Annotated in this window: 28 protein-coding genes; 11 read left to right on the top strand and 17 right to left on the bottom strand. The window is 66.6% G+C overall.

Annotated features, from left to right (window positions below; translation table 11 throughout):
* Nucleotides 1–23: 23 nt before the first annotated feature.
* Genes J2X92_RS06220 through J2X92_RS06210 form a run of 3 tightly spaced genes read right to left on the bottom strand, consistent with a single transcriptional unit; the run spans nt 24 to nt 3,048 of the window.
* Nucleotides 24–674, bottom strand: a complete 651-nt coding sequence (locus tag J2X92_RS06220) for a response regulator (protein WP_093011307.1) — start codon at nt 672–674, stop codon at nt 24–26.
* Nucleotides 671–2,050, bottom strand: coding sequence for a histidine kinase (locus J2X92_RS06215; RefSeq protein ID WP_307574262.1), 1,380 nt, complete (start codon nt 2,048–2,050; stop codon nt 671–673). The genes J2X92_RS06220 and J2X92_RS06215 overlap by 4 nt, the downstream gene beginning before the upstream one ends.
* Nucleotides 2,047–3,048 (bottom strand): alpha/beta fold hydrolase, encoded by a 1,002-nt coding sequence (locus J2X92_RS06210; protein ID WP_307574261.1) that lies wholly within the window; start codon nt 3,046–3,048, stop codon nt 2,047–2,049. Before J2X92_RS06210 ends, J2X92_RS06215 begins: the two co-directional genes overlap by 4 nt.
* A 162-nt stretch (nt 3,049–3,210) precedes the next feature.
* Here J2X92_RS06210 and pqqA point away from each other — a divergent pair, with 162 nt between their 5' ends.
* From pqqA to pqqE, 5 genes are all read left to right on the top strand, one after another.
* A complete protein-coding gene (pqqA, locus tag J2X92_RS06205; protein WP_010100094.1) occupies nt 3,211–3,285 on the top strand; it encodes a pyrroloquinoline quinone precursor peptide PqqA in 75 nt (24 codons plus the stop codon).
* 81 nt (nt 3,286–3,366) lie between these two features.
* Entirely contained in the window at nt 3,367–4,290 is a 924-nt protein-coding gene (pqqB, locus tag J2X92_RS06200) for a pyrroloquinoline quinone biosynthesis protein PqqB (RefSeq protein WP_307574260.1), read from the top strand.
* A gap of 24 nt (nt 4,291–4,314) precedes the next feature.
* Nucleotides 4,315–5,079, top strand: a complete 765-nt coding sequence (pqqC, locus tag J2X92_RS06195) for a pyrroloquinoline-quinone synthase PqqC (RefSeq protein WP_307574259.1) — start codon at nt 4,315–4,317, stop codon at nt 5,077–5,079.
* A complete protein-coding gene (gene pqqD / locus J2X92_RS06190) occupies nt 5,076–5,369 on the top strand; it encodes a pyrroloquinoline quinone biosynthesis peptide chaperone PqqD (RefSeq protein WP_307574258.1) in 294 nt (97 codons plus the stop codon). The genes pqqC and pqqD overlap by 4 nt, the downstream gene beginning before the upstream one ends.
* Nucleotides 5,366–6,517, top strand: a complete 1,152-nt coding sequence (gene pqqE / locus J2X92_RS06185; protein WP_307574256.1) for a pyrroloquinoline quinone biosynthesis protein PqqE — start codon at nt 5,366–5,368, stop codon at nt 6,515–6,517. The genes pqqD and pqqE overlap by 4 nt, the downstream gene beginning before the upstream one ends.
* On the opposite strand, the gene J2X92_RS06180 is transcribed toward pqqE, so the two are convergent.
* The 13 genes from J2X92_RS06180 to J2X92_RS06120 all read right to left on the bottom strand — a co-directional run bounded on the left by J2X92_RS06180 (nt 6,501) and on the right by J2X92_RS06120 (nt 17,763).
* Entirely contained in the window at nt 6,501–7,499 is a 999-nt protein-coding gene (locus J2X92_RS06180) for a vWA domain-containing protein (protein ID WP_307574254.1), read from the bottom strand. The two genes, pqqE and J2X92_RS06180, sit on opposite strands and share 17 nt — an antisense overlap.
* Nucleotides 7,496–8,047, bottom strand: coding sequence for an MxaK protein (locus tag J2X92_RS06175; protein ID WP_307574253.1), 552 nt, complete (start codon nt 8,045–8,047; stop codon nt 7,496–7,498). The genes J2X92_RS06180 and J2X92_RS06175 overlap by 4 nt, the downstream gene beginning before the upstream one ends.
* Nucleotides 8,044–9,045, bottom strand: coding sequence for a vWA domain-containing protein (locus J2X92_RS06170; RefSeq protein WP_307574252.1), 1,002 nt, complete (start codon nt 9,043–9,045; stop codon nt 8,044–8,046). The genes J2X92_RS06175 and J2X92_RS06170 overlap by 4 nt, the downstream gene beginning before the upstream one ends.
* A 15-nt stretch (nt 9,046–9,060) precedes the next feature.
* Nucleotides 9,061–9,933, bottom strand: coding sequence for a calcium incorporation protein MxaA (locus J2X92_RS06165; protein ID WP_307574251.1), 873 nt, complete (start codon nt 9,931–9,933; stop codon nt 9,061–9,063).
* Nucleotides 9,930–10,805, bottom strand: a complete 876-nt coding sequence (locus J2X92_RS06160; RefSeq protein WP_307574250.1) for a DUF58 domain-containing protein — start codon at nt 10,803–10,805, stop codon at nt 9,930–9,932. Before J2X92_RS06160 ends, J2X92_RS06165 begins: the two co-directional genes overlap by 4 nt.
* A gap of 16 nt (nt 10,806–10,821) precedes the next feature.
* On the bottom strand, nt 10,822–11,841 hold the full coding sequence (locus J2X92_RS06155; protein ID WP_307574249.1) for an AAA family ATPase: 1,020 nt from the start codon (nt 11,839–11,841) through the stop codon (nt 10,822–10,824).
* Nucleotides 11,842–11,872: 31 nt separating this feature from the next.
* Nucleotides 11,873–12,418: an SRPBCC family protein gene (locus J2X92_RS06150; protein ID WP_307574248.1), complete on the bottom strand. Its 546-nt coding sequence runs from the start codon at nt 12,416–12,418 to the stop codon at nt 11,873–11,875.
* Between the two features lie 44 nt (nt 12,419–12,462).
* A complete protein-coding gene (locus J2X92_RS06145; protein ID WP_307574247.1) occupies nt 12,463–13,446 on the bottom strand; it encodes a YncE family protein in 984 nt (327 codons plus the stop codon).
* Between the two features lie 21 nt (nt 13,447–13,467).
* Nucleotides 13,468–13,839, bottom strand: a complete 372-nt coding sequence (locus J2X92_RS06140; RefSeq protein ID WP_307574246.1) for a hypothetical protein — start codon at nt 13,837–13,839, stop codon at nt 13,468–13,470.
* Nucleotides 13,840–13,871: 32 nt separating this feature from the next.
* Entirely contained in the window at nt 13,872–14,567 is a 696-nt protein-coding gene (locus tag J2X92_RS06135; RefSeq protein WP_093011269.1) for a hypothetical protein, read from the bottom strand.
* Nucleotides 14,568–14,578: 11 nt separating this feature from the next.
* Nucleotides 14,579–15,469 carry a substrate-binding domain-containing protein gene (locus J2X92_RS06130; RefSeq protein WP_307574245.1) on the bottom strand — a complete coding sequence of 297 codons (891 nt, stop codon included), beginning with the start codon at nt 15,467–15,469 and terminating at the stop codon, nt 14,579–14,581.
* Nucleotides 15,466–15,873, bottom strand: a complete 408-nt coding sequence (locus tag J2X92_RS06125; protein WP_307574243.1) for a c-type cytochrome — start codon at nt 15,871–15,873, stop codon at nt 15,466–15,468. Before J2X92_RS06125 ends, J2X92_RS06130 begins: the two co-directional genes overlap by 4 nt.
* A gap of 117 nt (nt 15,874–15,990) precedes the next feature.
* Nucleotides 15,991–17,763, bottom strand: a complete 1,773-nt coding sequence (locus tag J2X92_RS06120) for a methanol/ethanol family PQQ-dependent dehydrogenase (protein WP_370878415.1) — start codon at nt 17,761–17,763, stop codon at nt 15,991–15,993.
* 566 nt (nt 17,764–18,329) lie between these two features.
* Here J2X92_RS06120 and J2X92_RS06115 point away from each other — a divergent pair.
* From J2X92_RS06115 to J2X92_RS06090, 6 genes are read left to right on the top strand one after another with little or no spacing between them, the layout of a single operon-like run.
* A complete protein-coding gene (locus tag J2X92_RS06115) occupies nt 18,330–19,043 on the top strand; it encodes an ABC transporter ATP-binding protein (protein WP_307574239.1) in 714 nt (237 codons plus the stop codon).
* Between the two features lie 38 nt (nt 19,044–19,081).
* The gene (locus J2X92_RS06110; RefSeq protein WP_373424792.1) at nt 19,082–20,092 is read left to right on the top strand and encodes a PQQ-dependent catabolism-associated beta-propeller protein; all 1,011 of its coding nucleotides are present in this window, start codon (nt 19,082–19,084) and stop codon (nt 20,090–20,092) included.
* Nucleotides 20,089–21,267, top strand: a complete 1,179-nt coding sequence (locus J2X92_RS06105; protein ID WP_307574237.1) for a branched-chain amino acid ABC transporter substrate-binding protein — start codon at nt 20,089–20,091, stop codon at nt 21,265–21,267. Before J2X92_RS06110 ends, J2X92_RS06105 begins: the two co-directional genes overlap by 4 nt.
* Nucleotides 21,249–22,139, top strand: coding sequence for an ABC transporter permease (locus tag J2X92_RS06100; RefSeq protein ID WP_307574235.1), 891 nt, complete (start codon nt 21,249–21,251; stop codon nt 22,137–22,139). The genes J2X92_RS06105 and J2X92_RS06100 overlap by 19 nt, the downstream gene beginning before the upstream one ends.
* The gene (locus J2X92_RS06095) at nt 22,136–23,131 is read left to right on the top strand and encodes a Bug family tripartite tricarboxylate transporter substrate binding protein (protein ID WP_307574233.1); all 996 of its coding nucleotides are present in this window, start codon (nt 22,136–22,138) and stop codon (nt 23,129–23,131) included. Before J2X92_RS06100 ends, J2X92_RS06095 begins: the two co-directional genes overlap by 4 nt.
* A 12-nt stretch (nt 23,132–23,143) precedes the next feature.
* The gene (locus J2X92_RS06090) at nt 23,144–25,438 is read left to right on the top strand and encodes a TonB-dependent receptor (RefSeq protein WP_307574231.1); all 2,295 of its coding nucleotides are present in this window, start codon (nt 23,144–23,146) and stop codon (nt 25,436–25,438) included.
* 18 nt (nt 25,439–25,456) lie between these two features.
* Here the strand turns inward: J2X92_RS06090 and J2X92_RS06085 are convergent, their stop codons facing one another.
* On the bottom strand, nt 25,457–26,434 hold the full coding sequence (locus J2X92_RS06085; RefSeq protein WP_307574229.1) for a LysR family transcriptional regulator: 978 nt from the start codon (nt 26,432–26,434) through the stop codon (nt 25,457–25,459).
* Between the last annotated feature and the right edge of the window lie 29 nt (nt 26,435–26,463).

Below are 26,463 nucleotides of genomic sequence, written 5' to 3'. Positions count from 1 at the left end.
CCGAAGGCCCGTGCGCGGGCGCCCTAAACCTGGATCAACCCCCAGCGCAGCGCCACCCATGTCAGCTCGGCCTGGTTGACCGCGCCCAGCTTCTGCTTCACGCGGTACAGGTGCGAGCCCACCGTGCTGAGCGACAAATTCAGCGTGCTCGCAATCTGCGCCACCGTCATGCCGCGCGCGAGCTGGATGAAGACAGAGAACTCGCGCTCGCTGAGCAGGTCGGCCGGATTGGCCTCGCCTTCGATCTGTGCCGTGGCCAGGGCTTGCGCGGTGGTCGCGTCGATGTAGCGCTCGCCGCGCGCCACGGCCCTCACGGCGGCGATCAGCGCCTCGGGGGCACTTCGCTTGGCCAGGTAGCCCAGCGCGCCGGCGCGCAGCACCCGGCGCGGATGGATCGTGTCCTCGTGAGCGGACAACGCCAGCACGCGCGCCTTTGGGTCGTGGGCCAGCAGGCGACGAAGCGCCTCCAGGCCGCCCATGCCGGGCATCGAGAGGTCCATCACCACCAGGTCGGGGCGCACTTGCGGATAGTCCTGGCAGGCCTGCTCGCCGGTGTCGGCTTCGGCTGCCACCTCGATCTTCGCGTCGGCCAGCAGCATGCGAAAACCCATGCGCACCAGCGCATGGTCATCGACCAGCATCACTCGAATCGTCTGATCCGCTTGGTTGTTCATGAGTTCTCCGTGGCGGCCGCCGGCAAGGGCAGGCGCACCGTCAATCGGGCGCCGCTGGGTACGGCGGGTTCAAGGCGCAATTCGCCGCCGAGGCTGTCGATGCGCTCGGCGAGCCAACGCAGGCCATAGTGCCCGACGCTGGTTTCCCTTGCGGCTTCAGGGCCGGGAAGCCCGCGGCCGTCGTCGGTGAGCATGAGATTCACCGCGTGTTCGTCGCCCTCCAGCGCCAGCACAATGCGGTGCGCCTCGCCGTGCCGCAGCGCGTTGGTGATGCCTTCCTGCGCAGCGCGGTACAAGACCAGCGCCGTGTCGGTGTCCAGCCGGAGGCGATCGAGTTCGATGCCGAGGCGCCATTCGAGCTCCACGCCGCCGTGGCTGTTACGCGTGCGCTCGACCAGGTCTTCGAGCGCAGCCACCAGCCCGAACTTGTCGAGAACCAGCGGCGTCAGGCGCGGGATCATGCCGTGCATGGCGGTGTACAGGCGCGCCGATTCCTCGGCGATCAGCCGCGCCGCCTGCTCCGCCTGCGGATCGAGCGCCTGCACGCGCTGCGCGATCGACAACGCCATGCTGCGCATCGCGGTGACCGATTGGCCCAACTCGTCGTGCAGCTCGCGTGCGATGAGGCGGCGTTCCTGCTCGATCTTCTGGTCGACCCAGCGGCCCAGCTCGCGGCTTTCGGAAAGGCGGCTTTCGGCCCGCACCGCGCGCCGCTCGGTCTCGATGTGCTGCTGCAGCATGCCGACCATGCGGTTGAACGCGGCGCCGATGGCCGCGGCCTCGGTGCCGGGCAGGGTGCGCAGTGCCACGTCGAAGCGCCCGCTCTCGAGCTGGTTGAGTGCATCGACGATGTCGGCGAACGGGCGCGTCGCGCGGCCCACGAGCCAGAACACGCCCGCATTGACGACCGCCAGCAAGCCGAGCGCACTGAGCATCAGCAATACGAAATCGTCCCAGGCATCGAGTACGGCGCGCGAGGCGTTGGAGTGCACCACCAGTTTGCCGCCAGGAAAGGCGATGGACAACTTAGAGGGCGGCGGCGAGACCAGCCCGGCGAACCAGTCGGGCGCATCGCGGCCGGCCTTGTAGACCGAGGTTGGCGAGCTGTACAAGACCTGGTCGTCGTTGTCGAGCAGCGTGATGTCGTTGGAACGCACGCGCCCCACGCCCTGCAAAAACGACAGCATCGCCGGCGTGCCCTGGGCCGCATAGAGCCATGCGGTGCGATTCAGCAGCTGCGCGGCCACGCGGTTGGCCGCCACGACTTCCTCGTGCACCGATTCGCGCATGGCGCGCAGCTGCAGCGCGAGCATGGCCGTGACGAACAGCAGGGTCAGCAGGCTGACGATGAGGTTGATCTTCAGGCGCAGCGTCATGGCGCAAGTCCGCCTGCGAAGTGGCCGTGCCGCGCATAGCTGTCGAGCGCAGCGACCATCGCGGAGGCCATGGCCGGATGCGAGGGGTCGTGTCCTGCGCCGACGACCCAACGCAGTTGGCTGTGCGCGATGCGGCCGTGCACGGCCTGTGCACCTTCGGGGCGGCAGATGCCGTCGTCGCGCGAATGCAGAAGCAGGGTCGGCACCTGCGGTAGCGCGCCGAGGCGGTCGAGCAGCGGCGGCGCGTCGAGCCAGCAGCGGTGTTGAAGATAGTGGCTTTGCACGCGGTAGCGGTCAACCAGCGCGTCGAGCATGGCGCCATCGGGCTCGCTGGGCGTGGGCTCTTCGTTTCGTAGGGCTGTGCCGCGCGCCAGTGTCTGTTCCCAGCGCCACCAGGCCACGGCAAGGCGCCGCGGCAGATCGCCGGACGATGCATTCAGCAGCCCGCGAGCCAGGAAGCCCAGCATGTCGTGGCGCTCTTCGGCCGGCGCCACGGACGCGAAGCGCGCCCATGCGCTCGGCGCGCGGCCATCCGTGTCCTGGAAGAAAGCCTCGATGTCTTCGGCCCGCGGCAGGAACACCGCGCGCAGCAGCAGGGCCGCCACGGCGCGCGGTTCGAACGCCGCGTAGGCGAGTGCCAGCGTCGCGCCCCATGAGCCGCCGGCCACGAGCCAGTGCGGCACTTCGAGCTGTTCGCGCACGTGGCGCATATCGTCCAGAAGATCGGCCGTGCTGTTGTGCGCCGTCGCACCACGCGGTCGGCTCCGGCCGGCGCCGCGCTGGTCGAAGGCGATCACGCGATAGCGCGCCGGATCGAAGAAGCGGCGCAGCAGCGGCGAGCTGCCCGATCCGGGCCCGCCATGCAGCACCACCGCGCAAATGCCCGCCGGATCACCACTTTCTTCTACATGCAGCACGTGGCCGTGCGACACGGCCAATGCATGGGTTCGCCAGGGCGGAGATTCGGGGTACAGGCCGGTAGGAAGCACGGGGGCCATGGTACGCGGTGACCCCACGGCCGCTATTCATGAAAATCATGAAGTGCCATTCATGATTTCACGGCTAGGTCGCGGGGGGTCATGGGTTCAATATGCGTCCTGGAGCACACGAAGTTCCCGCAGCCGCCACGTGGCGCTGTGCAACTCTGCAGGAGACACTACATGAAATGGGAAACCCCGACGGCAACTGATCTTCGCTTCGGCTTCGAGATCACGATGTACGTCAGCGCACGCTGAATTGCGCGCCTCGTCACAACCCGTCCCGTCAATCGCGGGGCGGGTTGTTTCGAACCTCTTTCTTCTTTTTTATTCCCCTCGATGCGCATCACCGTATTGGGCTCCGCCGCGGGCGGCGGCTTTCCGCAGTGGAACTGCAACTGCCCCAATTGCGCCGGTGTGCGAGCGGGCACTGTGCGCGCCCAGCCGCGCACCCAGTCCTCCATATTTGTGCGGCCCGACGACAGCACCGACGGCGTGCTGTTCAACGCCTCGCCCGACATCCTGGAGCAGATCCGCAGCAGCCCGGTGCTGCAGCCGGCCCGCAAGATGCGCGACACCGCCATTGCCGGCGTGGTTCTGATTGATGGACAGATCGACCATGCCACCGGCCTCTTCATGCTGCGCGAGCGCGGCACGCCGCTCCCGCTGTGGTGCACCGACCCGGTCGCTGAAGACCTGAGTCAGGGTAATCCCGTGCTGCGCGTGCTTTCGCACTATTGCGGCGTGGCGCGCCACCCCATCTCGCTCGACGGCGGCGCGTTCGAAGTGCCCGGTGTGCCCGACCTGAGCTTTCGCGCGATGGCGCTGACGGGCAAGGCCGCGCCGTATTCTCCGCACCGCGAACAGCAGGTGGAGGGCGACAACATCGGCGTGACCATCTTCGACCGCAAGAGTGGCAAGAGCCTGTTCTATGCGCCGGGCCTGGGCGCCATCACGCCGCCCGTGTTCGACGCCATGGCCAATGCCGATGCGGTCATGGTCGACGGCACCTTCTGGACCGACGACGAGATGGTCCGCCTCGGCGTGAGCGGCAAGCATGCTCGGGAGATCGGCCACCTGCCGCAGTCAGGCGAGGGCGGAATGATCGAGTGGTTGTCCCGCTTGCCGCCGACCACCGAGCGGCGCATGCTGATCCATATCAACAACACCAACCCGATCCTCGACGAAGATTCCGAAGAGCACGCGGCGCTCAGGCGCGCAGGCATCGAACCGTGCGAAGACGGAATGACCATTCAACTCTGATTGAAAGCGCTCCAGCGCGACACCATGCACGCCGACAGAATCCAGGACCCATTTCGCACGGCCGCGGGCAGCGACAAATCCGCGCCAGCATGGAGCCGTGAAGAATTCGAAGCCAAGCTGCGCGAGCGCGGCCGCAGCTATCACATCCATCATCCGTTCAACGTCATGCTCAACGGCGGCCGGGCCACGCCCGAACAGATCCGCGGCTGGGTGGCAAACCGCTTCTATTACCAGATCGCGATCCCCATCAAAGACGGCGCGGTGATCTCGAACTGCCCCGACCCTGCGGTGCGACGCGGCTGGGTGCAGCGCATCCTTGACCATGACGGCTTCGAGCTGGGCGGGATCAAGGACGAAGGCGGCATCGAAGCGTGGTTGCGCCTCGCCGAGGCCGTGGGCCTTGCGCGCGAGGAAGTGCTCGACTTGCGCCACGTGGTGCCGGCCATGCGTTTCGCGGTCGATGCCTACGTGAACTTTGCGCGCCGTGCGCCGTGGCAGGAGGCGGTGTGCTCATCGCTCACGGAACTCTTCGCGCCCGAGATTCACAAGCAGCGCCTGGCCACTTGGCCGGAGCACTACGGCTGGATCGAGCCGGGCGGTCTGACCTACTTTCGCAACCGCGTGAGCCAGGCCAGGCGCGACGTGGAGCAGGGCCTGGCCATCACGCTCGACCACTTCGACACCCGCGCGCTGCAGGAGCGCGCTCTGGAGGTGCTGCAGTTCAAGCTCGACATCCTTTGGGCCATGAACGATGCGATGGCCACGCGCTACGGCGTGGGCGGCGCATGACAGCGAGCAAGACCATGCTGACCGCCGAGAGCAAACCTCGCGTCGGCCCCGGCTTTCGCCTGCAATGGGAGCCGGCGCAGGAATGCCATGTGCTGCTTTATCCCGAGGGCATGGTGCGGCTCAACGGCAGTGCGGGCGAGATCATGAAGCGCTGCGACGGCGAACGCAGCGTGGCGCAGATCGTGGCCGACCTGGAACAAGCCTTCGACACCACCGGGCTCGAACCCGAGGTGCGTGGCTTCGTCGAAATGGCGGCGCAGCAGAACTGGCTGCGTTGGGACGCCCCATGACCACCTCGCCTCCGCGCCCCGGACCGCCGCTCTGGCTCTTGGCCGAGCTGACTTACCGTTGCCCGCTGCATTGCGTGTTCTGCTTCAACCCGGTCGACTTCGCCCGGCAGGAGGACGAGCTCAGCACAGACGATTGGCTGCGCGTGCTGCGCGAGGGCCGCGAGCTCGGCGCGGTGCAGTGCGGCCTCTCGGGCGGCGAGCCGCTCTTGCGCGACGATCTTGAAGTCATCATCGCCGAGGCCGCACGCCTGGGCTACTACACCAACCTGCTGACCTCCGGCGTCGGCCTCACGGCGAAGCGCGCCGCCGCGCTCAAGGCCGCGGGCCTGGACCACGTGCAGCTGTCGTTCCAGGACTCCACGCGCGAGATGAACGACTTTCTCTCGCACACCAAGACCTTCGAGCTGAAGAACAGGGTCGCGAAGATCATCAAGGACCAGGGCTGGCCGATGGTGCTGAACGTGGTGATCCACCGCATGAACATCGACCATATCGACCGCATCATCGAGATGGCGCACGAGATGGGCGCCGAGTACCTCGAGCTGGCCAACACGCAGTATTACTCGTGGGCCTTCGTCAACCGCGACCAGCTGCTGCCCACGCACGAGCAGCTGCGCCACGCTGAAGAGGTGACCGACGCTTGGCGCAAGCGCCTGGGCGAGCGCATGCGCATCTTCTTCGTGGCACCCGACTACCACGAGGGCAAGGCCAAGAAATGCGTCAACGGCTGGGGCAGCATGTTCCTTACCGTGGCGCCCGACGGCACCGCGCTGCCTTGCCACACCGCCAAGATGCTGCCCGGCCTCGAGTTTCCGAACGTGAAGGCGCACAGCCTGCGCGAGATCTGGCTCGACTCGGAAGGCTTCAACCGCTACCGTGGTACCGGCTGGATGAAGGAGCCCTGCGCAAGCTGCGACCAGCGCGAGCAGGACCTGGGCGGCTGCCGCTGCCAGGCGTACCTTTTGGCGCAGGATGCGGCCGCCGCTGACCCTGTGTGCGCGAAGAGCCCGGACCACCACCGCGTGGTGGAGGCGGTGGAGCGTGCCGCTGCAAGAGACCCCTCGGCGCCGGTGGAGCATCCGCTGGTGTTTCGAGATCCGGCCAACTCGCGCCGGCTCTCGGCCGCGCTCGTTACGCCGGACGCGTGAGTCCGCGCGGCTGAGCGCGGTCCGTCGCCTTCTTCTCCAGCTTGCTCGGCCGCCGCTCCCGCAGCCAGCCGAAATCCGGCGCGAACCGCCACACCAGCAGCAGCAGCGCCAGCAGTGCGGGGATCCACCGCAGGTCAGTGTCCGTCGGCACGAGCTCTGCATAACGGCGATCGAGCATGGCGGTCATCAGCGCATCCGGCTTGTTCAGGCGCCGGTAGTTCACACCCATCAGCTCGGCCAGCGACCGCAGGTGGTCTTGCCGCAGTTCGGAAAGATGCTCGTGGTTCAGGGTGCCGCCCATGGCCGAGCCTTGCACCACCTCGTCGGCACGCCAGTAGCCTGCGGGCTCGCCGTTGCTGCCGGTCTTGGGAATGGGCACCGGCACGTCGCCGCCCACGCCGATCAGCCAGCCCTTCACGTCGCCGGGCTTGATGTCGGTCATTGGCGGGGTCTCGTTGATGCGCAGCGGCGGCGATTCCTGCCCGTCGCTGATGAAGACAAAGCTCGTGTCCGGCCCGATGCTGCGTGCTCCGCGCACCGCCCAGGTCACGCCCTTGCTGACGTTGCTGGCGTTGGCCCAGCGCATGCGGCCGTCGATGCGCTCCAGCGAGGCCAGCAGCTCTTCATAGTGGCTGCAGACCTCCACGGGCGTGAGGATCACTACCGAGCGGTAGTCCGCAAACACGCTCCAGCCCACCTTGGAGCCGCAGGGCAGTGCGCCCAGCACGTCGCGCATGGCCGCGCGCGCGAGCGTGAGCCGGCTGACCGCCGCATGGTTCAGTTCGACGTCCTCGACGTTCATGCTCTGCGTAATGTCGAAGCTCACTTGCCAGTTGAACACCGGGCGCTGCAGCTGTACGCGCGGCGGCCAGACAGCGAGCGCCAACAGCAGTACGGCCAGCAGCAGCGGCCCGTTGCCCGTGCTGCCGCCGAAGCGTCTTGCGGCGGAGAGCCATCGCCGCGCCGGAGACGATGGCGTCACGGCAGGTCTCCCGCAACGAAGCCCGGAACCCGGACCCGGCGCTGCTCGTGCGCGGGCTGCTGCTCGGCGGAGAAGGCCTCGTGATCTTCGGGGGCCAGCCGCAGCGCGCGCTCGAGGTTGTAGCGCGCATCCCAGTCCTGCGGCGACGCGCGAAGCAGGTCGCGCAGCCGCTGCTTGCCCAGTTCGAACAGGGGTAGCGCGCCGGCCTCTTGCGCCATGCCCTGGCGCAGGTACATGTTGCCCAGGTTGAACAGCGCCTGCTGCGCGATAGGGTCGCGTTCGCCGGCCTGGATCAGCGCTGCGTATCCCTTGAGCGCCGCATCGTGCGCGCCGGCTTTAGACAGCGCCAGCGCCTGCGCCAGTTGCAGCTCGCGCGGCGCCGAAACGGGCGCGGGCGATGCATCCTTGGCGACCGCCGCGGCGGCGATGTGCGCGATTTCGGCATTCAGTCCTTCCGTGCGCTGCAGGCTTAGCCCACGCTCCAGCGCGATGCCGGCGCAGCACAGGCTCATGACGCCAAAGACCAGGTGAACCGTGCGTCGTTTCATGCGTTTTTCCGCCAGCTTTGCAGTTGCACCGCGCGGCAGGCGAGCAGACCCGCGCAGCACAGCATGGCCGCCAAATAGAACGCGGCACCGTGGTCGCGCCGCGGCACCCGCTCATGAATGGTCAGCGGAAAATTCTGCTGCCTGTCGATCTCTGCCATGGCCGCCGCCATCGCGTTGGAATCGTCCACCTGATAGAGCCGGTAGGGCGTGGCGAGCGTCTTGAAGAACTGGTGCAGCGCAAGTTCCTCGCCGAGACCGTAGGCCGAGACCGTCTCGGTGTTGAGGTTGGGCGAGTTCGGACCGCTGCGCACGTAGATCCAGTACAGGCCGATCTTCTCGCGCGCCAAGCCGGCGTGAACGCGCTCGCGCGTCGCTTCGTCGAGCTGGGCACCGCCGTCCGAGACGATCAGGATCACGCGGCTCCCCGAATAGCTGCGGCCTTCGAATTCCTCGATGGCGGCCAGCAGCGCGGCGCCCATGCGGGTCTCGGGCAGGCCGCGGCCGATGGCGGTGGCGGCGAGCGCGGCCTGCACCGTGTCGGTCTTCTGCGTGAAAGGCACGGCGACGATCGGTACCGTGCTGAAGGTCATGAAGGCAAAACGGTTGTCGGGCCGCTTGGCGACGAATTCGCTCAGCAGATCGCGCACGACCTTGGCCTTGGGTTCCTGCGACATCCGGCCCGCGGTCTGCAAGCCGTTGGTGTGCACGGTCGCGTCCATGCTGCTGCTGCGGTCCATGAGGATGAGCACCTCCGCGCCGCGGCCGGGCCGCTCGACCACGGCGCCCGATTGCCCCGGTCCCGCAAGACCGAACACCGTAAACGCCATGGCGCCGGCCGCAAACGCGCGCCACATGAAACCGACAAGGCGTCCAACCCGGTCGGCCGGCAGCCAGGCCAGGTACGAAAAGCCGAGCGTGTCGCTGCGCCTGCGCAGCAGCGGCAGCAGCGCAAGCGGCAGCAGCATGAGCATCCAGGGCTGGGCAAGGTCGAAGCGCATTGTTCGGGGCCGCCGTCAGTGCTTGTGGCGCTTTTCCGCATTGCAGAGGGCGCGGCACAGCGGCTTGAGCGGATAGGCGGCGTGCGGCTGGGCCGATGCGGCAGCAGCGCTCTCGGCAAAGAAGAAGCGGCGTGTCGACTCGCGGTAGAAGTCTTCCAGGCGCGGCTGCAGCGGTCGGAGGTAAGGCGCCTCGGCCAGCAGCTGTGGCAGGCTCGCACCGTGCACGACGCGGCCGGCGCTCTTGTTCAACGCGCGATGCACCACGCGCCATGCCTCGGGGCTCGAGGAATCGCCGAGCCGCTTCAGCTCGCGCCAGGCATTGGCGAACGGAAGCTGCTGCGCTTCACGCTGGTTGCGCCACGCCCACCAACCGAGCCAGGCCGCGAACACGGCCAGGAGCGCAAGAAGCGAGAGCTTCAGCTGTTGCTGGACCGCATGGGTCGGAAGCGCCGCAACCGGACGGTCCGGGCGCAACGCCTGCAGATCGCCTTCAGCGAGCACGTCGAGCGGGGTCAGCGGCCCGATGCTGATCGGCCAGGCAGGCAGCGCGAGCGGCGGGCCCGAGGTGGTCGCGATGCTGAGCGCCGGCAGCGAGATGGCGGTCAGCGCGCGCGGCGCGTTGATGACCTGGTAGTTGATGGCGAGCCAGCGCTGGCCCTCCGCGTCGGTCTCGATGCGCGACTGCCTGCGTTCCAGCCAGAGATCGATGCGCGCCGTGCTGGGCAATGCGCCCGGCTGCAACGACTGGCCGGCCTCTTCGAGCAGCACGCGCTGCGTGAGCACGTCGCCGATCACGTGGCCGAAGGCGCGTGGCTGCTGGACTGTGGCCGCACATGCCGCGCCCGCCGTCGTCGCAAGCACCAGTAGCGCGGCATGGAGCCGCTTCATGCCGTCGTCTCCATGAAGTAGCGCGTGAGCGCCTCGGCATCGAAACGGCCATGAAGGTGAAAAGGTGGCATGCCGTGCGCATTGAAGAGTGCGGTGAGTTCGCTTCGCCGCTTTGCGACTGCATCGCGCCACCGCGTGCGCAGAGATTCGCGCATCCAGAGGCTGCGCCGCACACCGGTTTCGGCGTCGCTCAGGGCGACCAGGGCGCGCGCATCCGGCGGTTCGGTTTCGGCCGGGTCCCAGACCACCAGCGGAACCACGCAGGCGGGCGAAAACTGTTCGAGCAGTTCGCCGAGCGCGGCAGTCGGCCAGTGGAAGTCGGAGGCAAGGAATACCAGCCCGCCGCGGCCCACCAAGCGTTCAGAGGCGCGGCGCAGGCCCGCCAAAGCGCTGTCGCCCGTGGGCGGCGCACCGGGCGTTGCACGGCAGTCGCGCAGCATGCGCGCCATCAGGCTGCCGTTGCCGCGGCTGTGGCGCGCGGGCACAAAGAGGTCTTCACGCTCGCGGTGGTCGAAGGCCAGCAGGCCGACCGTATCGCCGGCACGAAATGCGCTGTAGCCCAGCGCCTCGACGAGGTCGGCCACCACGTCGAGCTTGCGCCGCTCGGCGCCGAAATGCATCGACGCCGACACGTCCACCACCACGTGCACGGGTATGGCCACGCGCAGCCGGTGGATGCGCACCAGCCAGTCGCCGCGGCCGTCGCGCACGCTGGCGCGCAGGTCGATGCGGCGCGGATCGGGATGGTCGAACAAGCGCCGGTGCGCGGCAAATTCCTGTCCGCTGCCCTGGCTCAGCCCGCGCTGCGCACCCGGACGCCAGCCGCCGAAGCGGCGCGGCAGCTGGTAGTGGAATTCGTCGACGCGGTCCATGGCCAGTTCGATGGCGTCAAGGCGCTGCGATCTTGTCCATGATCTGGGCAACCAGCGCTTCCGACAGCTCCGCCCGGCGCAACTCGTACACCGGCGTGAAGAACACGCGATGTCCGAGCACCGAGGGCAGCACCGCCGCAAGATCGGCCGGCTCCAGGTGCGAGCGCCCCTCGAGCCAGGCGACCGTGCGCGCCGCGCGCAGCAGCGCACTCATGCCGCGCGGGCTGGCGCCGGCAAGGATCAGGCGGTCCATGTCCACGTTGTCGAGCCGGATGCCGAACTTCTGCGGCGCCTCGGTGGCTTCCCACACGTCGAGCACATAGCGTTCGATGGTCTCGCTGGCACGCACGCTGCGCTGCACCTGTGCGCCGATGGCGTTGAGCCGGTCCCAGGGCAGGATGGCCGGCGCCACCTTGTCGATCAGGCTCTCGGTGTCGTGGTAGGCGGTGTCGAACACCAGCGACTGGCGAATGCCGCGGTCGCTCGGCTTGGGCATGCTCAGCTCGAACATGAAGCGGTCGCGCGCCGCCGAGGCCAGCTCGAAAGTTTCTTCGCGCTCAACCTTGTTGCGGTCGGCAAACACCGTCATGTGCGGAAAGCTGTATTCGCGGTCGAAGGCCGAGACCGTGCGCTCGGCCATGGCACGCAGCAGCAGCGATTGCACCTGCGGGCGGGCCCGATTGATCTCGTTGAAGAAGAAGGTGACCAGGCGCTCGCCGTGGCGAAGCAGGGGACCCGGGTCGATGCGTGGCCGGCCTTGCGCGTCGACGTAGGTGTGATAGACCAGATCGCCCGGCATCAGGTCGACCGTACCTTCGACCCGCTCGAAGTCACCTCCGATGGCGCGCGAGAAGGCGCGCAGCACCGTCGTCTTGCCGACCCCCACGTCGCCTTCGAGCAGCACGTGGCCGCGCGCGAACAGCGCCACGTTGATGAGCCGGATCGTCTCCGTCTGCCCGATGATCGCCTTCGCGACCTCGCTTTCGACGCGCAATGCGAGGCGGCGCCAGTCTTCGAGTTGTTCTTCGTTGCCCATGGTGTTGCCTCTTGTTGCGCGATGCCGCGGGCTACTTCGATTCCATCATCTTCTTCAGATTGGCAAGCCCGCCGCGGTAGAAGTCGGTCACGGCCTTGAGCGCGGCTTCGTCGTTCTGGTCCGGCGGCGGGTTGTTGTTCGGAAAGGCGCGATAGAAGGCGCCGCGCCACTCGACAACGGACTTGCCGCCGTCCGCCACCACGGTGAGGGTGGAGGTGTAGTTGGTGACCGGCAGCGCGCCGCCGTCCTTCGCGCGGTAGCTGTACTTCTTCTGCGCCTCGTCGTAGCTTTCGAGCGTTTCGACCAGCGTGCCGCCGCCCTTGAGCTTGAGGGTTCGCACCGAGCCTTCGGCGTTGCCCTTGTCGGACGGGCTTTCGGACACTGCGGGATGCCAGTCTTTCAGCGCGTTGAAATTCTTGATCTTGGCCCACACGGCATCGGCAGGCGCTTCGATGGTGACCTTCTCGCTCACCTTCTGGCGTGTAGGCCCGTGGGCCAGGGCAGGGGCGGATGCGGCAAGCAGGACGGATGCGAGAAGGGCAGTGAGAGTCCGTCGGCGGGAAGGAAGTGTCGGCATGGAAACGTCCGTGATGAAGAATGAAAAAGGTCGGTCGAAAAAAATCAATGGTCCATCGGCGCACCGATGAAGGCGCCGAACCCGCGGCTGTTCTGTCCCGTGGCAATGGTCTTGAGCTTCTGGCCGCTCGCGGCGTCGAGCACCTGCACGTTGTCGTCCATCCAATTCACGACGTACACGCGATCGCCGTGCGCGGCAATGCCTTCTGGATATGCGAAGCCGGGGAGGGTGCGCAGCACTTTGAGCGAAGCCGCATCGATCACGCTGACGGTGTCTTCGTGCTGGTTGGTCACGTAGAGCAGCGCGCCGCCCTGGGCCAGCGCGGCGCCGTAGGGCGCCTTGCCGACCTTCACGGTACCAATGACCGCTGGCTGTCGGATGTTGCGCATGTCGACCACCGAGACGTCGTTGCTCTGCACGTTGAGTGCATAGAGCCGGGAGCGCGGCGCGTCATAGAACAGTGCAAACGGATGGCTGCCGACCCGTACGCGCGCCAGCACCCGCCGCGCACGGGCATCGACCACGGCCACGCTGTCGTCGTCGCGCTCGGCCACGAATACGATGGTGCCGTCAGGATGCGCAGCCACGCCGGCCGGCGCGCGGCCGACCGCAATCGAGGCCAGGGGCTTGGCGGCATTGGCGGCCTGTGCGTCGAACACCAGCAGCCGGCTGCTGTACCAGTCGGCCACGTACAAGTGCTTTCCGTCGCCCGAGATGTCGATGCCGACCGGCCCATCGCCGGCTGGCAACGTGTTCACGACCTTCTGCCTGCGCATGTCGATGATGGAGATCGTCTTGCTGTCGGGGTTGGATACAAACACACGGCCGGCGCGACTGGACGCCACCACGCCCGCGGGCGACCGCCCCACTGGCACGGTGGCCACCACCTGCTGCGACGCAACATCGATCACCGAAACGTCGTGGCTGCCCTGGTTGGTGATGTAGGCGAATGGCGCAGCCCAGGCCGACGTGCAGCAGAGCAGAACCGCGGCAACCCAGGTGCGCACAGGTGTTGCGGTACCCGTCATGGTCACTTGCCGGGGGTTGGGTCAGCGCGCGGTGGCAGGGCCGATGAAGCAGCCATTGTTCACCTTGGCCTGCAGCGCCTTGTAGCGCTTGATGTCGGCCTGCAGCTTTTCCGAGTCTCGGATGTAGCCGCCGCGCTCGCCGCCGATGGTGGTGGCCTTGGCCGCGGTGCTCAGGTCTACATACTCTGAATACCTGATCTCCTTGGCGATGGCGTCGACGGCGCAGGAGCATTTGCTCGTCATCTCGAAGCGGCCCGCGTCCGGATGCGCGGCGATGCATTCCTGCACGTACAGCACGCGGTCGATGGTGGGAAAGTCGTTCGCGTGCTGCGGCGCGCCATGCACGGCTATTGGCAGGCCAAGAAGACACAGAAGGCGGATTGTTTTTCTCATGGCGTTCGCGTTGGGTTCAGGAAATGGCGGCACTAGCGCGCCGGCGCCTTGGCTCCGTCGATGAGCAGTTCCTCGACCAGGAGGGGCTGGGCCGTGGCGCTCTCGCCCGGTATGGAGGTGCGAATGCCGTAGACGCCGCCCGGCACCGCGTCGGACAGCGTGAAGCGATAGGTCTTGCCCGCGAACTTTTCGTACTTCGGCCGGTTCGGGTCGTCAAGGAAAGGGCTGAACGCGATCTCCTTGCCCTTGACCGTGCGGCCCTGGTAGCGCAGCGACACGTCGCGCACCTCGGCATCCTGGTAGATCGCCATGCGGATGCGCTTGCGGAAGTGGTATTCGGAGCCGCGCGTGAGTCGCTTCATCTCGCGCACGTCATGCTCCAGAAAATAGAGGATGACGGGGTTGCCTTCGGCCGCCGGGACCTCGGGCACCGCGAGTTTGCGCGCGCCGCTCAGGAACGCGCCCTTGGCGTCGCAGCAGCTGCCGTCGGCCTTGGCGATCAGCGCCACGGTGACGTTGTCGGAAAAGGCTTCTTCGAAGCTGCCGGCCTTGCCGAAGGTATAGCGCAGCAGCATGGGCGCCTGCAGGCCCTGCAACTGCGGCGTCATGAACAACAGGCGCTCTGCGGCCGAGAAGTCGCGCTTGTCGGCCTCGGCATGCGAGGCCAGGGGAGCACAGAGCAGGGCGCAGAGCGAAAGACGAAGCGGAAAGGCAATGGCGAGGCGCATGAAAGACCTGGTCAGTTGTTGGGCACTCCGAACGATGCATCGACCAGCGGAACGCCGTACTCCTTCAGGATGGCCTGGATCTCGGGCGCCTTGGATTCGATCAGCCCTTCGATCTGCTGCTTCCATTCGCGTTCGCCGTAGCGCACGCCCATGGCCATCTGATAGTCCAGCCGCAAGCCTTTTTCGGACTTGAGCGGCACCACGACGAGCGCGGGGTTCTTGACGCGCCGGGCAAAGAAGCCGGCGATCGGCCCCCAGACCACGACGGCATCGAGCTTGCCTTCGGCCAGGTCCTTTTCGACGATCTCGCCCGGGTACTGCGCGGGGTCGGCGCTCATGAGCTTGTAGGGAATGCCCTGTTCGAGCAGACCGTGCTTGTTGAGCCACTGCGAAGCCGGCGAGCGGTCGTAGATGCCGATGCGCAGCGACTTGAGCTTGGCCGGATCGAGCTTCAGGAAATCTTCCGCCGAAGCCACGTTGTCCATGCCCTTGCCCTTGGGAAAGACCAGGGCGTAGGTCGAGCGGTAGTAGGGCTTGGTGACCGAGACTTCGTCGAGGCCGACGGGCACGCCCATCACGATGTCGCAGGGATAGTCCTGCCCCGGCAGCTTGAAGCGCAGCGTGTTGCGAAAGAAAGCCAACCGCTGCGGAAACGAGTAGTAGACGACCGGAAGGCCGAGCGTCTTGCCGAACAGCTCGGCGATGCGGTTCTCGATGCCTTCTCCCTTGACGTTAGAGAAGGGCATGTTGTTGGGGTCCTGGCAGACGCGAAACTCCTTGCGCGCTGGCGTCTCCTGGGCCATGACGGGAAGCAGCGCGCAGCAGCATGCCGCGCCCAGGAGGCCCGCCCGCAGGCGAGCGCCAAAGGACATGGGCCAGCCAGCACGCGGCCGCGCGGTCATTTGTTTTCTTCCACGCGTGCGCGCGTGATCGCGCCGTCGGAGCGGCCCTTGAGATAAGCGTAGAGCTGATTGATGTTTTCCATCACGGCGGGGTTGTTGCCGAAGCTCTGCATGCCCTTGTCGAGCCGTCCGTCGCGAACGGTCTTGATGAAGTCTTCCTTCTTCATCGTCTTCAGGCTGTTGATCAGCGAGGGGCCGACCATGCCTTCCTGATTGGGGCCGTGGCAGCGGTCGCAGGCCGCGGAGCGCCAGGTGCGGAAACCCTTCATGGTTTCAGGATCTACCTTGTAGCCGTCGGTCACTTTGTAGGGCGCCGGATCGGGCGCGGCGGCGACGGCCAGTGTGCAGGCGGCGCCGGCAAGCAGTACGAGGGAAGGCAGCAACGTTGACTTACGAAATTTCATGGCTCCTGGGTCTCCGGTATCTTTTGAAAGTACGGTGGGAGAGCCCTCGAGCGAGTGCTCTCCCGGTCCGCATGTTGCGTCTATCTATGATTCGATGACGGCCTCAGTCATAACGCGTCACTTGGGCAATGCGAAGACAGTCAGCGAGCCGCCCAGTTCGGTGTACTGGCTCAGCTCCTTGTAGCCGCCGACGGCGCCGAGGCCTTCGGTGCTCTTCTCGGGGTCGATGCCCGCGGCCATGCCGATGCCGGCCCAGCCGCCAATGCCCGAGAACACCCCGATGTACTGCTTGCCCTTGTGCTCATACGTGAACACGTTGCCGATGATCCCGGACGGGGTCTTGAACTTGAACAGCTCCTTGTTGATGTCCTTGGCATCAACGCACTTCAGGTAGCCTTCGAGCGTGCCGTAGCAGGAGATCCCGCCGGCGGTGTTCAGCGAACCGCTCCACACCGAGAACTTCTCGGCCTTGGTCTGCACGATCTTGCCGGTGCCCGCATCCCATGCAATGAAGTTGCCCATGCCGCCATGGCTGTTCGGCGTCGGGTACATCGAGAGCGTCGCGCCCACGTACGGCTGGCCTGCCGTGTATTCGACCTTGAACGGCTCGTAGTCCATGCAGACGTGGTTCGTCGGCACGTAGAAGAGCTTGGTGTTGGGGTCATACGAGGCGGGTTGCTGGTCCTTGCTGCCCAGCGCCGCGGGACAGACACCCTTGGTGTTGACGTCGGCACCGTTCTGCGCGGTCGAGTACTTGGCAACCACTTGCGGCCGGCCGGTCTTCATGTCGACGTGCGTGGCCCAGTTCACCTTGGGGTCGTACTTCTCGGCCACCAGCAGCGCACCGGTCACGCGGTCCAGCGTGTAGGCGAAGCCGTTGCGGTCGAAGTGCACCAGCGCCTTGGTCGGCTTGCCCTTGACGTTGATGTCCGCCAGGATCATTTCGTTGATGCCGTCGAAGTCCCACTCGTCATACGGGGTCATCTGGTAGACCCAGTTGACCTTGCCGGTATCGACGTCGCGCGACCAGATGCTCATCGACCACTTGTTGTCGCCAGGCCGCTGTGCCGGGTTCCAGGTCGACGGGTTTCCGGTGCCGTAGTACACGGCATTGGTCGCCTTGTCGTAGCTGTACCAGCCCCAGGTGGTGCCGCCGCCGATCTTCCACTGATCGCCCTTCCAGGTCTTCAGCGAAGAGTCCTTGCCGACCGGTGCCATCTTGCCGTCGGTCCAGGTCATGGTTTTGGCCGGGTCCATCAGCATTTCTTCATCGGGACCCGTGCTGAAGCCCTTCCAGGCCAGCTTGCCGTCCTTGATGTTGTAGGCGGCCAGATAGCCGCGCACGCCGAACTCGCCGCCGCTGATGCCGGTGATGACCTTGTCCTTGAACACGTGCGGTGCGTTGGTGTTGGTGGCGCCCAGCTTCGGGTCGCCGTTCTTCACCGTCCACACCACCTTGCCGGTCTTGCCGTCGAGCGCCACAAGCGTGGTGTCGGCCTGCTGCAGGAAGACCTTTCCTTCCGCATAGGCAAGCCCGCGGTTCACCGTGTCGCAGCACATGACCGCGATCACCGACTGATCCTGCTTGGGTTCGTACTTCCACAGGATCTTCTGGGTTTCGACGTCGACCGCGAACACCTTGTTCGGGAACGGCGAGTGCAGGTACATGGTGCCGTCGACCACCAGGGGCGAGCCCTCGTGACCGCGCAGCACGCCGGTGGAGAACGTCCACGCGACCTGCATCTTGCCCACGTTGCTCTTGGTGATCTGATTCAACTTGCTGTAGCGCTGGTTGAACATATCGCCCGCTTGCGTGGCCCAGTTCTTGGAGTTGGCGATGTTTTTCTCTACGTCGGCATTGGCAAGCGCCAAAGCCGGAAGAGCCAACATCGCGACGCCGATATGCCGTACAAGACGGCCGGCGATCTGCCTGGAAAACTTCATAAATGTCTCCTCACATCTCAGTGGGTTTCGAACACGATCATGGCAGCACCCGCGGATCTTTCGATCGCTTTGGCGAATGCTGCGGTCCGCAACATCCATGCCTGCCAGTTCCAGCACGGAGCACTTCGAAGCCGCATGCGTGCTCCATGCGAAGACACTCAGCTTCCCTCGGGAGAAGCGTGCACGAGGCCGCGTTCGCGAAGCCCACGGCGACGTGCCGCAATGCGATCCGGACCTAGGGAAATCCCGGGCGTTCGGCGCATCGTCACGCGTTGGACGATGCGCATTGCCGCGGCCTTGCAACGTGTGTGCATCCAAATTTGGCGCAAAGTGTCTCGTGCGAAGTACGGGTGTGCGGTGCAGCAAGAGCGCAAACGTACTTGCGCGGGCCAATGCGTGGCAACGCGGCACAGTGAAAACCCTCGTCGTTCAGAGGCACAGAATTTGCGGATTGAATGCGAACCGCAAATACCATCGGAGCTCGATCTGCTCGACATATCCCACCGGCCTACATGCTGCGAACCATCGACTTAACCAAGCGCTATGGCACGCGAACGGCGCTGCAATCGTTGTCGCTGCGTTTGCCTGCAGGCCAGTTCGTGGCGCTGCTCGGACCCAACGGCGCGGGCAAGTCGACGCTGTTCCAGGTGTTGACCGGCATGTTCGCGGCCGACGAAGGCGAGGTCGAAGTGGCGGGCCATTCGCTGCGCCGTTCCGCGACCGCGGCGCTGCGGCACATCGGCGTCGTGTTCCAGCAGATGTCGCTCGACCTGGACCTGAGCATCCGGCGCAATCTGCTGTTCCAGGCCGACCTGCACGGCCTGCCGCGGCGGCTGGCGCAAGAGCGCATCGCATCGGCCTGCGAGCGCCTGAACATCGATGCTGACCTGGACCGAAAGGTTCGCGAACTGTCGGGCGGCAACCGGCGCAAGGTCGAGCTTGCGCGCGCGGGCCTGCACCGGCCGGCGGTGCTGCTGATGGATGAGGCCACGGTCGGGCTCGACCCGAAATCGCGCCAGGACTTGCTGGCCGCACTGCATGCCGACGTGCGCGAGCGCGGCGTGTGCGTGCTATGGGCCACGCACCGGGTCGAAGAGGCCGAAGAGGCCGACCGCGTGCTGGTGCTGCACAAGGGCTCGCTGCTGGCGGACGGCACGCCAGCGAATGTGAGCCAGTTGCTCGGCGGTGCCACGCTGGAGGCCGGCTTCATTGCACGCACCGCATGAAACAAAAAGAATCCGAGTCATAAGAATGGAGACATCGAATGCCGCAAGTTTCTTTCCTTTCGCTTCCTGGCGCGCACCTTGGCGCGGCCTGCAGCCGTAGCGTGCTCGCGCTCGTGCTGGCCGCGGCGGGCGGTGCCGCAATGGCGCAGGGCACCGCCTATGTGTCGAGCGAAAAGGACAGCGCGCTGACGATGATCGACCTGAAGACCCTGGCGGTGAAAGGCACGATTGCGACGTGTAAGCGCGCGCGCCACGTGCAGCTCACGCCCGAGCGCCTGATCATGGTGGCTTGCACCGACTCCAACCAGGCCGACCTGATCGACCCCGCGAGCGGCAAGTCGGTGCGGCGCATTCCGCTCGGCGACGAGCCGGAGGCTTTCGACCTCTCGCCTGACGGCAAGGTCATCTATGTTTCCAATGAAGACGCGGGCGAGGCCAGCTTCATTGATGCGGCCAGCGGCAAGAAGCTGCGCTCGGTCAAGGTGGGCGCGGAGCCGGAGGGCGTGAAGGTCAGCGCCGACGGCAAGACCCTGTACGTGACCTCGGAGGTGGCGAGCCTCGTGCACGTGATCGACACCGCGAGCGGCAAGGTGGTGAAGAACATCCGCGTCGGCAAGCGCCCGCGGCGCATGGCCATCACGCCGGATGGAAAAGAGCTGTGGGTCACCAACGAACTGGGCGCCAGCGTCAGCATCGTCTCCACCGCCACGCACGAGGTGAAGGACACCCTGAAGTTCGAGGTGAAGGGCGCGCGCGCCGAGGACATCACGCCCGTGGGCATCCAGATAACCAGCGATGGCAAGCGTGCCTTCGTGGGCCTGGGCCGCGCCAACCATGTGGCCTTTGTCGACGTGCCCAGCCGCAAGGTGAGCTCGCTGGTGCTGGTCGGCAAGCGGGCGTGGAACGTCACGCTCGACAAGGCGCAGGCGCGGCTCTATGTGGTCAATGGTTTGAGCGACGACGTGACCGTGGTGGACGTGGCCGGCGCCAAGGCCGTGAAGAGCGTTCCGGTGGGGCGCGTGCCCTATGGGCTCGTGATCGTCGAATGAGGCTGCGCGCAACGGCTTTCCGGTATTGGGGTGCGGGGTTGGCCGCGCTGCTTGCGCTGCCGTTCAGCGCGGGCGCGGCGGTGCTCAAGGCAACGCTCATCACACCCGCAGACGATCCGCGCCTGGAGCGCACGCGCGTCGAGCGGGCCTACCTCGGCCATCCCGGCGGCCCGCTGGCCGAAGGGGTCGAGGTGGGGCTCGACGAGGCGAAGTTCGAGCTCGACGCGGCCGGTGCCGAGGTGACCCTGGCCAGCGCGCAGGCCGCTTCGCTCGATGCGGCGCGTGCCGCGGCCGTGGCGGCCGAGAAGGCCGGTGCCGCGGTGCTGCTGACCGACCTGCCAGCAGATTGGACACTGGCCGTGGCCGATGCCGTGAAGCTGCCGGTGCTGAACCTCGGCGACCCATCCGACCGCCTGCGCCAGCAAGATTGCCGCGCCCGCCTGTTCCATCTGATTCCGAGCGAACGCATGCGCAGCGATGCGCTGGCGCAAACGCTGGTGTCACGCAAATGGAGCAAGCTGCTCCTGCTGGTGGGCGGCAGTCCGCAAGACGCGCTCCGCGCGACCACCGTGCAGGCGTCGATCAAGCGCTACGGCCTGCAGGTGGTGGCCAGCAAGCCCTTCAAGCTCTCGGCCGACCCGCGCGAGCGCGACCTCGCCAACCCGCTGCTGCTCACGGCCGGCAACAGCTACGACGCCGTGTGGGTGGTCGACAGCGACGGCGAATTCGCCCGCACGCTGCCCTACCGCACCGTGCTGCCGCGGCCGGTGGTGGGCGATGGCGGGCTGGTCGCGCTGGCCTGGCACGCGCAGTTCGAACGTTATGGCGCGCCGCAGGTGTCGCGGCGCTTTGCCAAAGCCGCTAAGCGCCCCATGACCTCGCAAGACTGGGCCGCGTGGATGGCTGGCAAGGCCCTGGCGGCCGCCGCCATATCTGCCCCCAAGGGCCCGAACGCAGCCTGGGCCTCGGCCCTCGCCAAAGGCACGCTCGACGGCTCCAAGGGCACCAACCTGAGCTTCCGCGCTTGGGACGGCCAGCTGCGCCAGCCCATGCTCTTGAGCGACGGGCAGGGCGTGATCTCGCAGGCGCCGGCCGAGGGCATGCTGCACCCCCGCGACGTGCTCGACACGCTGGGCGCCGACGCACCGGAGAAGCTATGTCCGACCGCACGCTGAAGACCGCAAAAGCGCCTGCAGGCGAAAACGCCGAGCCGCTGGCGCGGCGGGGCATAGCCCATGCGCTGCAGGCCATGCGCGCCATCGTGCTGCGCGAGCTCTTCAAGTTCTCGCAGCAGACCGGGCGGCTGGTGTCGGCGCTGGTGCGGCCGCTGTTGTGGCTGGCGGTGTTCGCGGCGGGCTTTCGCAACGTGTTCGGCGTGGCGATCGTCGAGCCCTACGACACCTACATTCCTTACGACGTCTACATCGTGCCGGGGCTCGTCGGCATGGTGCTGCTGTTCAACGGCATGCAGTCGTCGCTGGCCATGGTGTACGACCGCGAGATGGGCCTGATGCGCCTGTTGCTCACGGCGCCGCTGCCGCGGCCCTGGCTGCTCTTCTCCAAGCTGTGCGCCACGGCGCTGCTGTCGGTGCTGCAGGCGCTGGCCTTCGTGATCGTGGCGGCGCTCATCGGCACCGAGCTGCCGCTGCTGTCGCTGTCCGGCCTGCATGCGCTGGTGGCTCTGGCCGCCGGTGCGCTCATGCTCGGCGCACTCGGCCTGCTGCTGTCGGTGCACATCAAGCAGCTGGAGAACTTCGCGGGCACGATGAACTTCGTCATCTTTCCGATGTACTTTTTGTCGACCGCGCTCTATCCACTGTGGAAGCTGCAGGAGTCCGGGGCCGAGTGGGTGTATCAGCTGGCGCGCTTCAATCCCTTCACCTATGCCGTGGAGTGGATTCGCTTTGCGCTCTACGGCAAGGACCCGGGCCTTGCGCCCTATGTGGTGCTCGGCTGCCTCGCGGTCTTCTTCGGCCTCGCGTGCTGGGGCTACGACCCGCAGCGCGGCTTCGGCGGGCTGACCAAGCGCGGTGGAGGCGGGCCATGAAGGGGCAGGTCGCTTCCACGCGACGCCGCTGGCTGCGCGATGCGGCCGCACTGACGGTCGGCGCAATGCCGCTGGCACGCGCATTGGCTTCGACCGAGCCTTTTCCTTCTCGCGCAGTGACGCTCTGGGTGCCATGGCCCGCCGGTGGCGCCACCGACATCTCGCTGCGGATCCTGGCCGAGCTGGCCGCGGTGGCCCTGGGGCAGCCGGTACTTACCGAGAACCGCGGCGGCGCTGGCGGCACGCTGGCCATGCCGGTGCTGCAGCAGGCGCGGCCCGACGGCTACACCATCGCACAGATGCCGCAGACGGTGTTCCGCGCGCCACACACGCAAAAGGTGCTGTGGGATCCGATTCGTGACGTGACGCCGATCATCCAGGTCTCCAGTGTGACCTTCGGCGTGCTGGTGGCGGCCGGAAGCGGCTTTCGTTCGCTGGAAGACATGTTCGCGTTCGCGCGCGCCCGGCCCGGCGAGCTGACCATCGCGACCAACGGCATCGGCACCACGCCGCACATGGTGCTGGAGGCGCTGTTCACGGCACGCGGCCTGCGCTACATCCACGTGCCGTACAAGGGCACGTCAGAGCAGCTGAACGCGATTGCGGGCGGCCAGGTGATGGCCGGCGTCAATTCCACCGGTTTCGGGCCCGCGGTCGACTCGGGCACGCTGCGGCTGCTGGCGATCTTTTCGGGCGAACGCTCGAAGCGCTGGCCGCAAGTGCCGGTGCTGCGCGAGCTTGGCTTCGACATCGTGGCCAAGTCGCCTTACGGACTGGCCGGGCCGCGCGGCATGTCGCGCGGCGTGGTCGCGACGCTGCACGACGCATTCAAGAAAGCCATGTTCGACCAGCGCTTCAAGGACGAACTGGCCAAGTACGACCAGGAGGTCGATTACCTCGGGCCGGAGGCGTACGCGCAATCGTGCCGCGAGATCTTTGCGCAAGAGCGCGCCATCGTGGAGAAGCTGGGGCTTGCGCGCACCGGCACCTGAGGAGGGGAACCCGTGATCCGATCGAAACAGACGACGAACCGCCGCCTGATCGGCCTTGCCGTGGCCGCTGCGGCCTGCCCGATGCCGGGTCAAGCGCAGGAGACCGGGCCACAGGCAGGCAGCCTGCCGACCGTGGAAGTGGTCAGCACCACGCCCGTGCCGGGCATCGAGGTGCCGAAGGATCAGATTCCATCCAATGTGCAGACCGCGGACGATACGCATCTGCGCCGCGCGCAGAGCCTGAACCTGCCCGACTTCCTGGCCACGCAGATGCCGAGCGTGAACGTGAACGAGATCCAGGGCAACCCGTACCAGGTCGACGTGAACTACCGCGGCTTCAGCGCGAGCCCGGTGCTCGGAACGCCGCAGGGCCTGTCGGTGTACCAGGACGGCGTGCGAATCAACGAGCCCTTCGGCGACGTGGTGAACTGGGACCTCATTCCCAAGGCGGCCATCTCGAGCATCACGCTGCTGCCGGGCTCCAACCCGCTGTTCGGCCTGAACACGCTCGGCGGGGCGTTGTCGCTGCAGACCAAGCGCGGCGACACTCACCCGGGCACCGAGCTCGAGTTTCAGGCCGGATCCTTCGGCCGGGTGAGCACGGAGCTTTCGCACGGCCGCAAGCTCGCCGATGGGGGGCACCTGTTCCTGGCCTTCGGCGGGCTCAACGAGGACGGCTGGCGCAGTTACTCGCCGTCGCGCGTGCGCCAGCTCTTTGCCAAGGTGGGGCAGGACAGCGGCAAGCTCTCTTGGGACCTGAGCTTTACCCATGGCGACAACCGGCTGGTGGGCAACGGCCTGCTGCCCGAATCGATGCTGATGCAGGATCGCAAGCAGGTCTACACGCGGCCCGACCGCACCGGCAACCGCATGTCGATGCTCACGCTCAATGGCAGCTACCGCCTGAGCGACCAGCAGACGATTTCGATGACCGCGTACACGCGGCGCTCGCGCTACAGCACGCTCAACGGCGATCTGAACGACGGTTTCAGTCCGCCGGACAGCTTGAATTCGGGCGTCGAGAACCGAACCTACACGCGCCAGCACGGCGAAGGCGTTGCGCTGCAATCGAGCTATACCGCGGGCATGCATCAGCTCACATTCGGCGCCTCGGTGGACCGCGCGCGCACGCACTTTTTGCAGACCGAGGCCGAAGGCATTCTCGACGCCACCCGCGCCGTCGTGCCGCAGGAAGAAGCCGAGGTCGATGCGCTGCTTGCAGGAAAGAGCCGCACTGCCAGCGTTTATTTTTCCGACTTGGTGACGCTGCGGCCAGACTTGCAGCTGAGCCTTTCGGGCCGCTACAACGACACCCGCGTGACCACCCGCGACGACGGGCGCGCCTTGCTCGGGCTCTCGACCCAGCTCGATGGCGAAGGGCGCTACAAGAAGTTCAACCCCGCCATCGGCCTCACGTGGCAAGCCACACCGCAGCTCACGGCGTATGCCGGGTGGAGCCAGGGCAACCGCGCACCGAGCCCGATCGAGCTCGGCTGCTCCGATCCGGCAAACGCCTGCGTGCTGCCCAATGCGCTGCAGTCCGATCCGCCCCTCAAGCAGGTGGTGTCGCAGACTTTCGAAACCGGCCTGCGCGGAACTTTCGCCAAGGACCTGCGATGGAATGCATCGGTGTTTCGCACCGTCAACAAGGACGACCTGCTGTTCGTCAGCAGCGGGCTTTCGCGCGGCTACTTCAGCAACTTCGGACGCACGCTGCGCCAGGGCGTGGAGCTCGGCCTCTCGCAGCAGACCGAAAGAATCGACTGGTCGCTGTCGTACAGCTACCTGCGCGCGAGATACGACTCCCCGGCCTGCCTGGTGGCCGAGGCGAACAGCAGCGCAGAAACCAGCGCTGCCTGCACCGGGGAGGGCGAAATCGCGGTGCGGCGCGGCGATCGCCTACCGGGCCTGCCGGCGCATTCGCTGAAGTTCAACGTCGACTGGCGCGTGACGCCCAGTTGGACGCTTGGCGCGCAGTACCGCGCCTACTCGCGGCAGACCGTGCGCGGCAACGAGAACGGCCTGCACGCACCCGACGGGGATCTATTCAGCGGCAGCGGCCGCATCGGTGGCTATGCGCTGCTGGACCTCACGACGCGCTGGAAGCTGGGCCGCAACGTGGAGCTTTTTGCCAAGGTGGCGAACGTGTTCAACCGCCGCTATGCCTCCGCCGGCCAGTTGGGTCGCAATGGCTTCGATGCCAACGGCGCGGTGCTGGCGCCCGATGCATGGCGCAACGCGCAGTTCGTGGCGCCCGGCGCCCCGCGCGCGGTGTGGGTCGGCGTGCGCGTGCAGCTCGGGGTCTGAGGCCGCGTACCGAAAGGTTCAGGCGGCGCGCTTCACGCTGCGCTTTCTAGCAGCGGGGCGCGCGGCCGGCAGCGTGCCGAGCTGATGCTTGATCTGCGCTTGGCCGTGCGCGCGCAAATAGTCTTCAAAAGCCAGTGCCACCTGCGGCAACTGCCGGGATGCAAGGTGCATCACGTACCAGTCGCGCACCACCGGATTGCCGGGCACCGGCAGCACGCCCAACAGGCCGGCGTTCATCTCGAGCACGCAGGTGTGCATCGACAGGAAGGCGATGCCGAAGCCCGCGGCGCACATCTGCTTGATGGCCTCGTTGCTCGACAGTTCGGAGCCGATGCGCAGCGGAAGTCCCTCGTCCTTGAAGAAGCGTTCGACCGTGGTGCGCGTGCCCGAGCCGCGCTCGCGCACCAGCATGCGCGTGTCCGACAGCATGGCCAGCGTGGGTTTGAGCGCTGACATCAGCGGATGGGAGGGTGCCGCGAGAAAGGCCATCGGGTGCTTGGCGAAGGCGCTGGAGTCGGTCTTCAGCTCCGCAGGAGGGCGGCCCATGATGGCGATGTCGATCTCCTGGCCTGCGAGCATGCGCACGATCTCGTCGCGGTTGCCCACCTGCAGCTTGACCTTCACCTTCGGGTGTTCCTTGGCGAAGTTCACCAGGATGGGCGGCAGCAGGTACTCGGCCGTGGTGATGGCGCCGACGCGCAGCGTGCCCGAGAACACGCCCTGCAGCATGGCCATTTCGTCGCCCGCCTCGCGCCACAGGTCGAGGATGCGGCCGGCATAGCCCGCCAGCAATTCTCCCGCCTCCGTCAGGCGAATGCCGCGGCCCGTGCGCTGCAACAGCGGCGTGCCGGCCGACTCCTCGAGCGTGCCGATCTGAATCGATACCGCGGGTTGCGTCAGGTGCATTTCGTCCGCAGCAAGTGAAACGCTGCCGAGCCGCGCCACTGCATGGAAGGTGGCGAGCTGGCGAAAGCTCGCGTGCTTGGATAGAGGCATGAAGTGATATTAGGTTTGGTAAATGTGAA

Origin of the sequence: Variovorax paradoxus, from assembly GCF_030811855.1 — a bacterium.
Classification (GTDB): Bacteria; Pseudomonadota; Gammaproteobacteria; order Burkholderiales; family Burkholderiaceae_C; genus Variovorax; species Variovorax paradoxus_L.
Note: the sequence above shows the minus strand (reverse complement) of the source record. Positions and strands in the feature narration are given on the sequence as shown.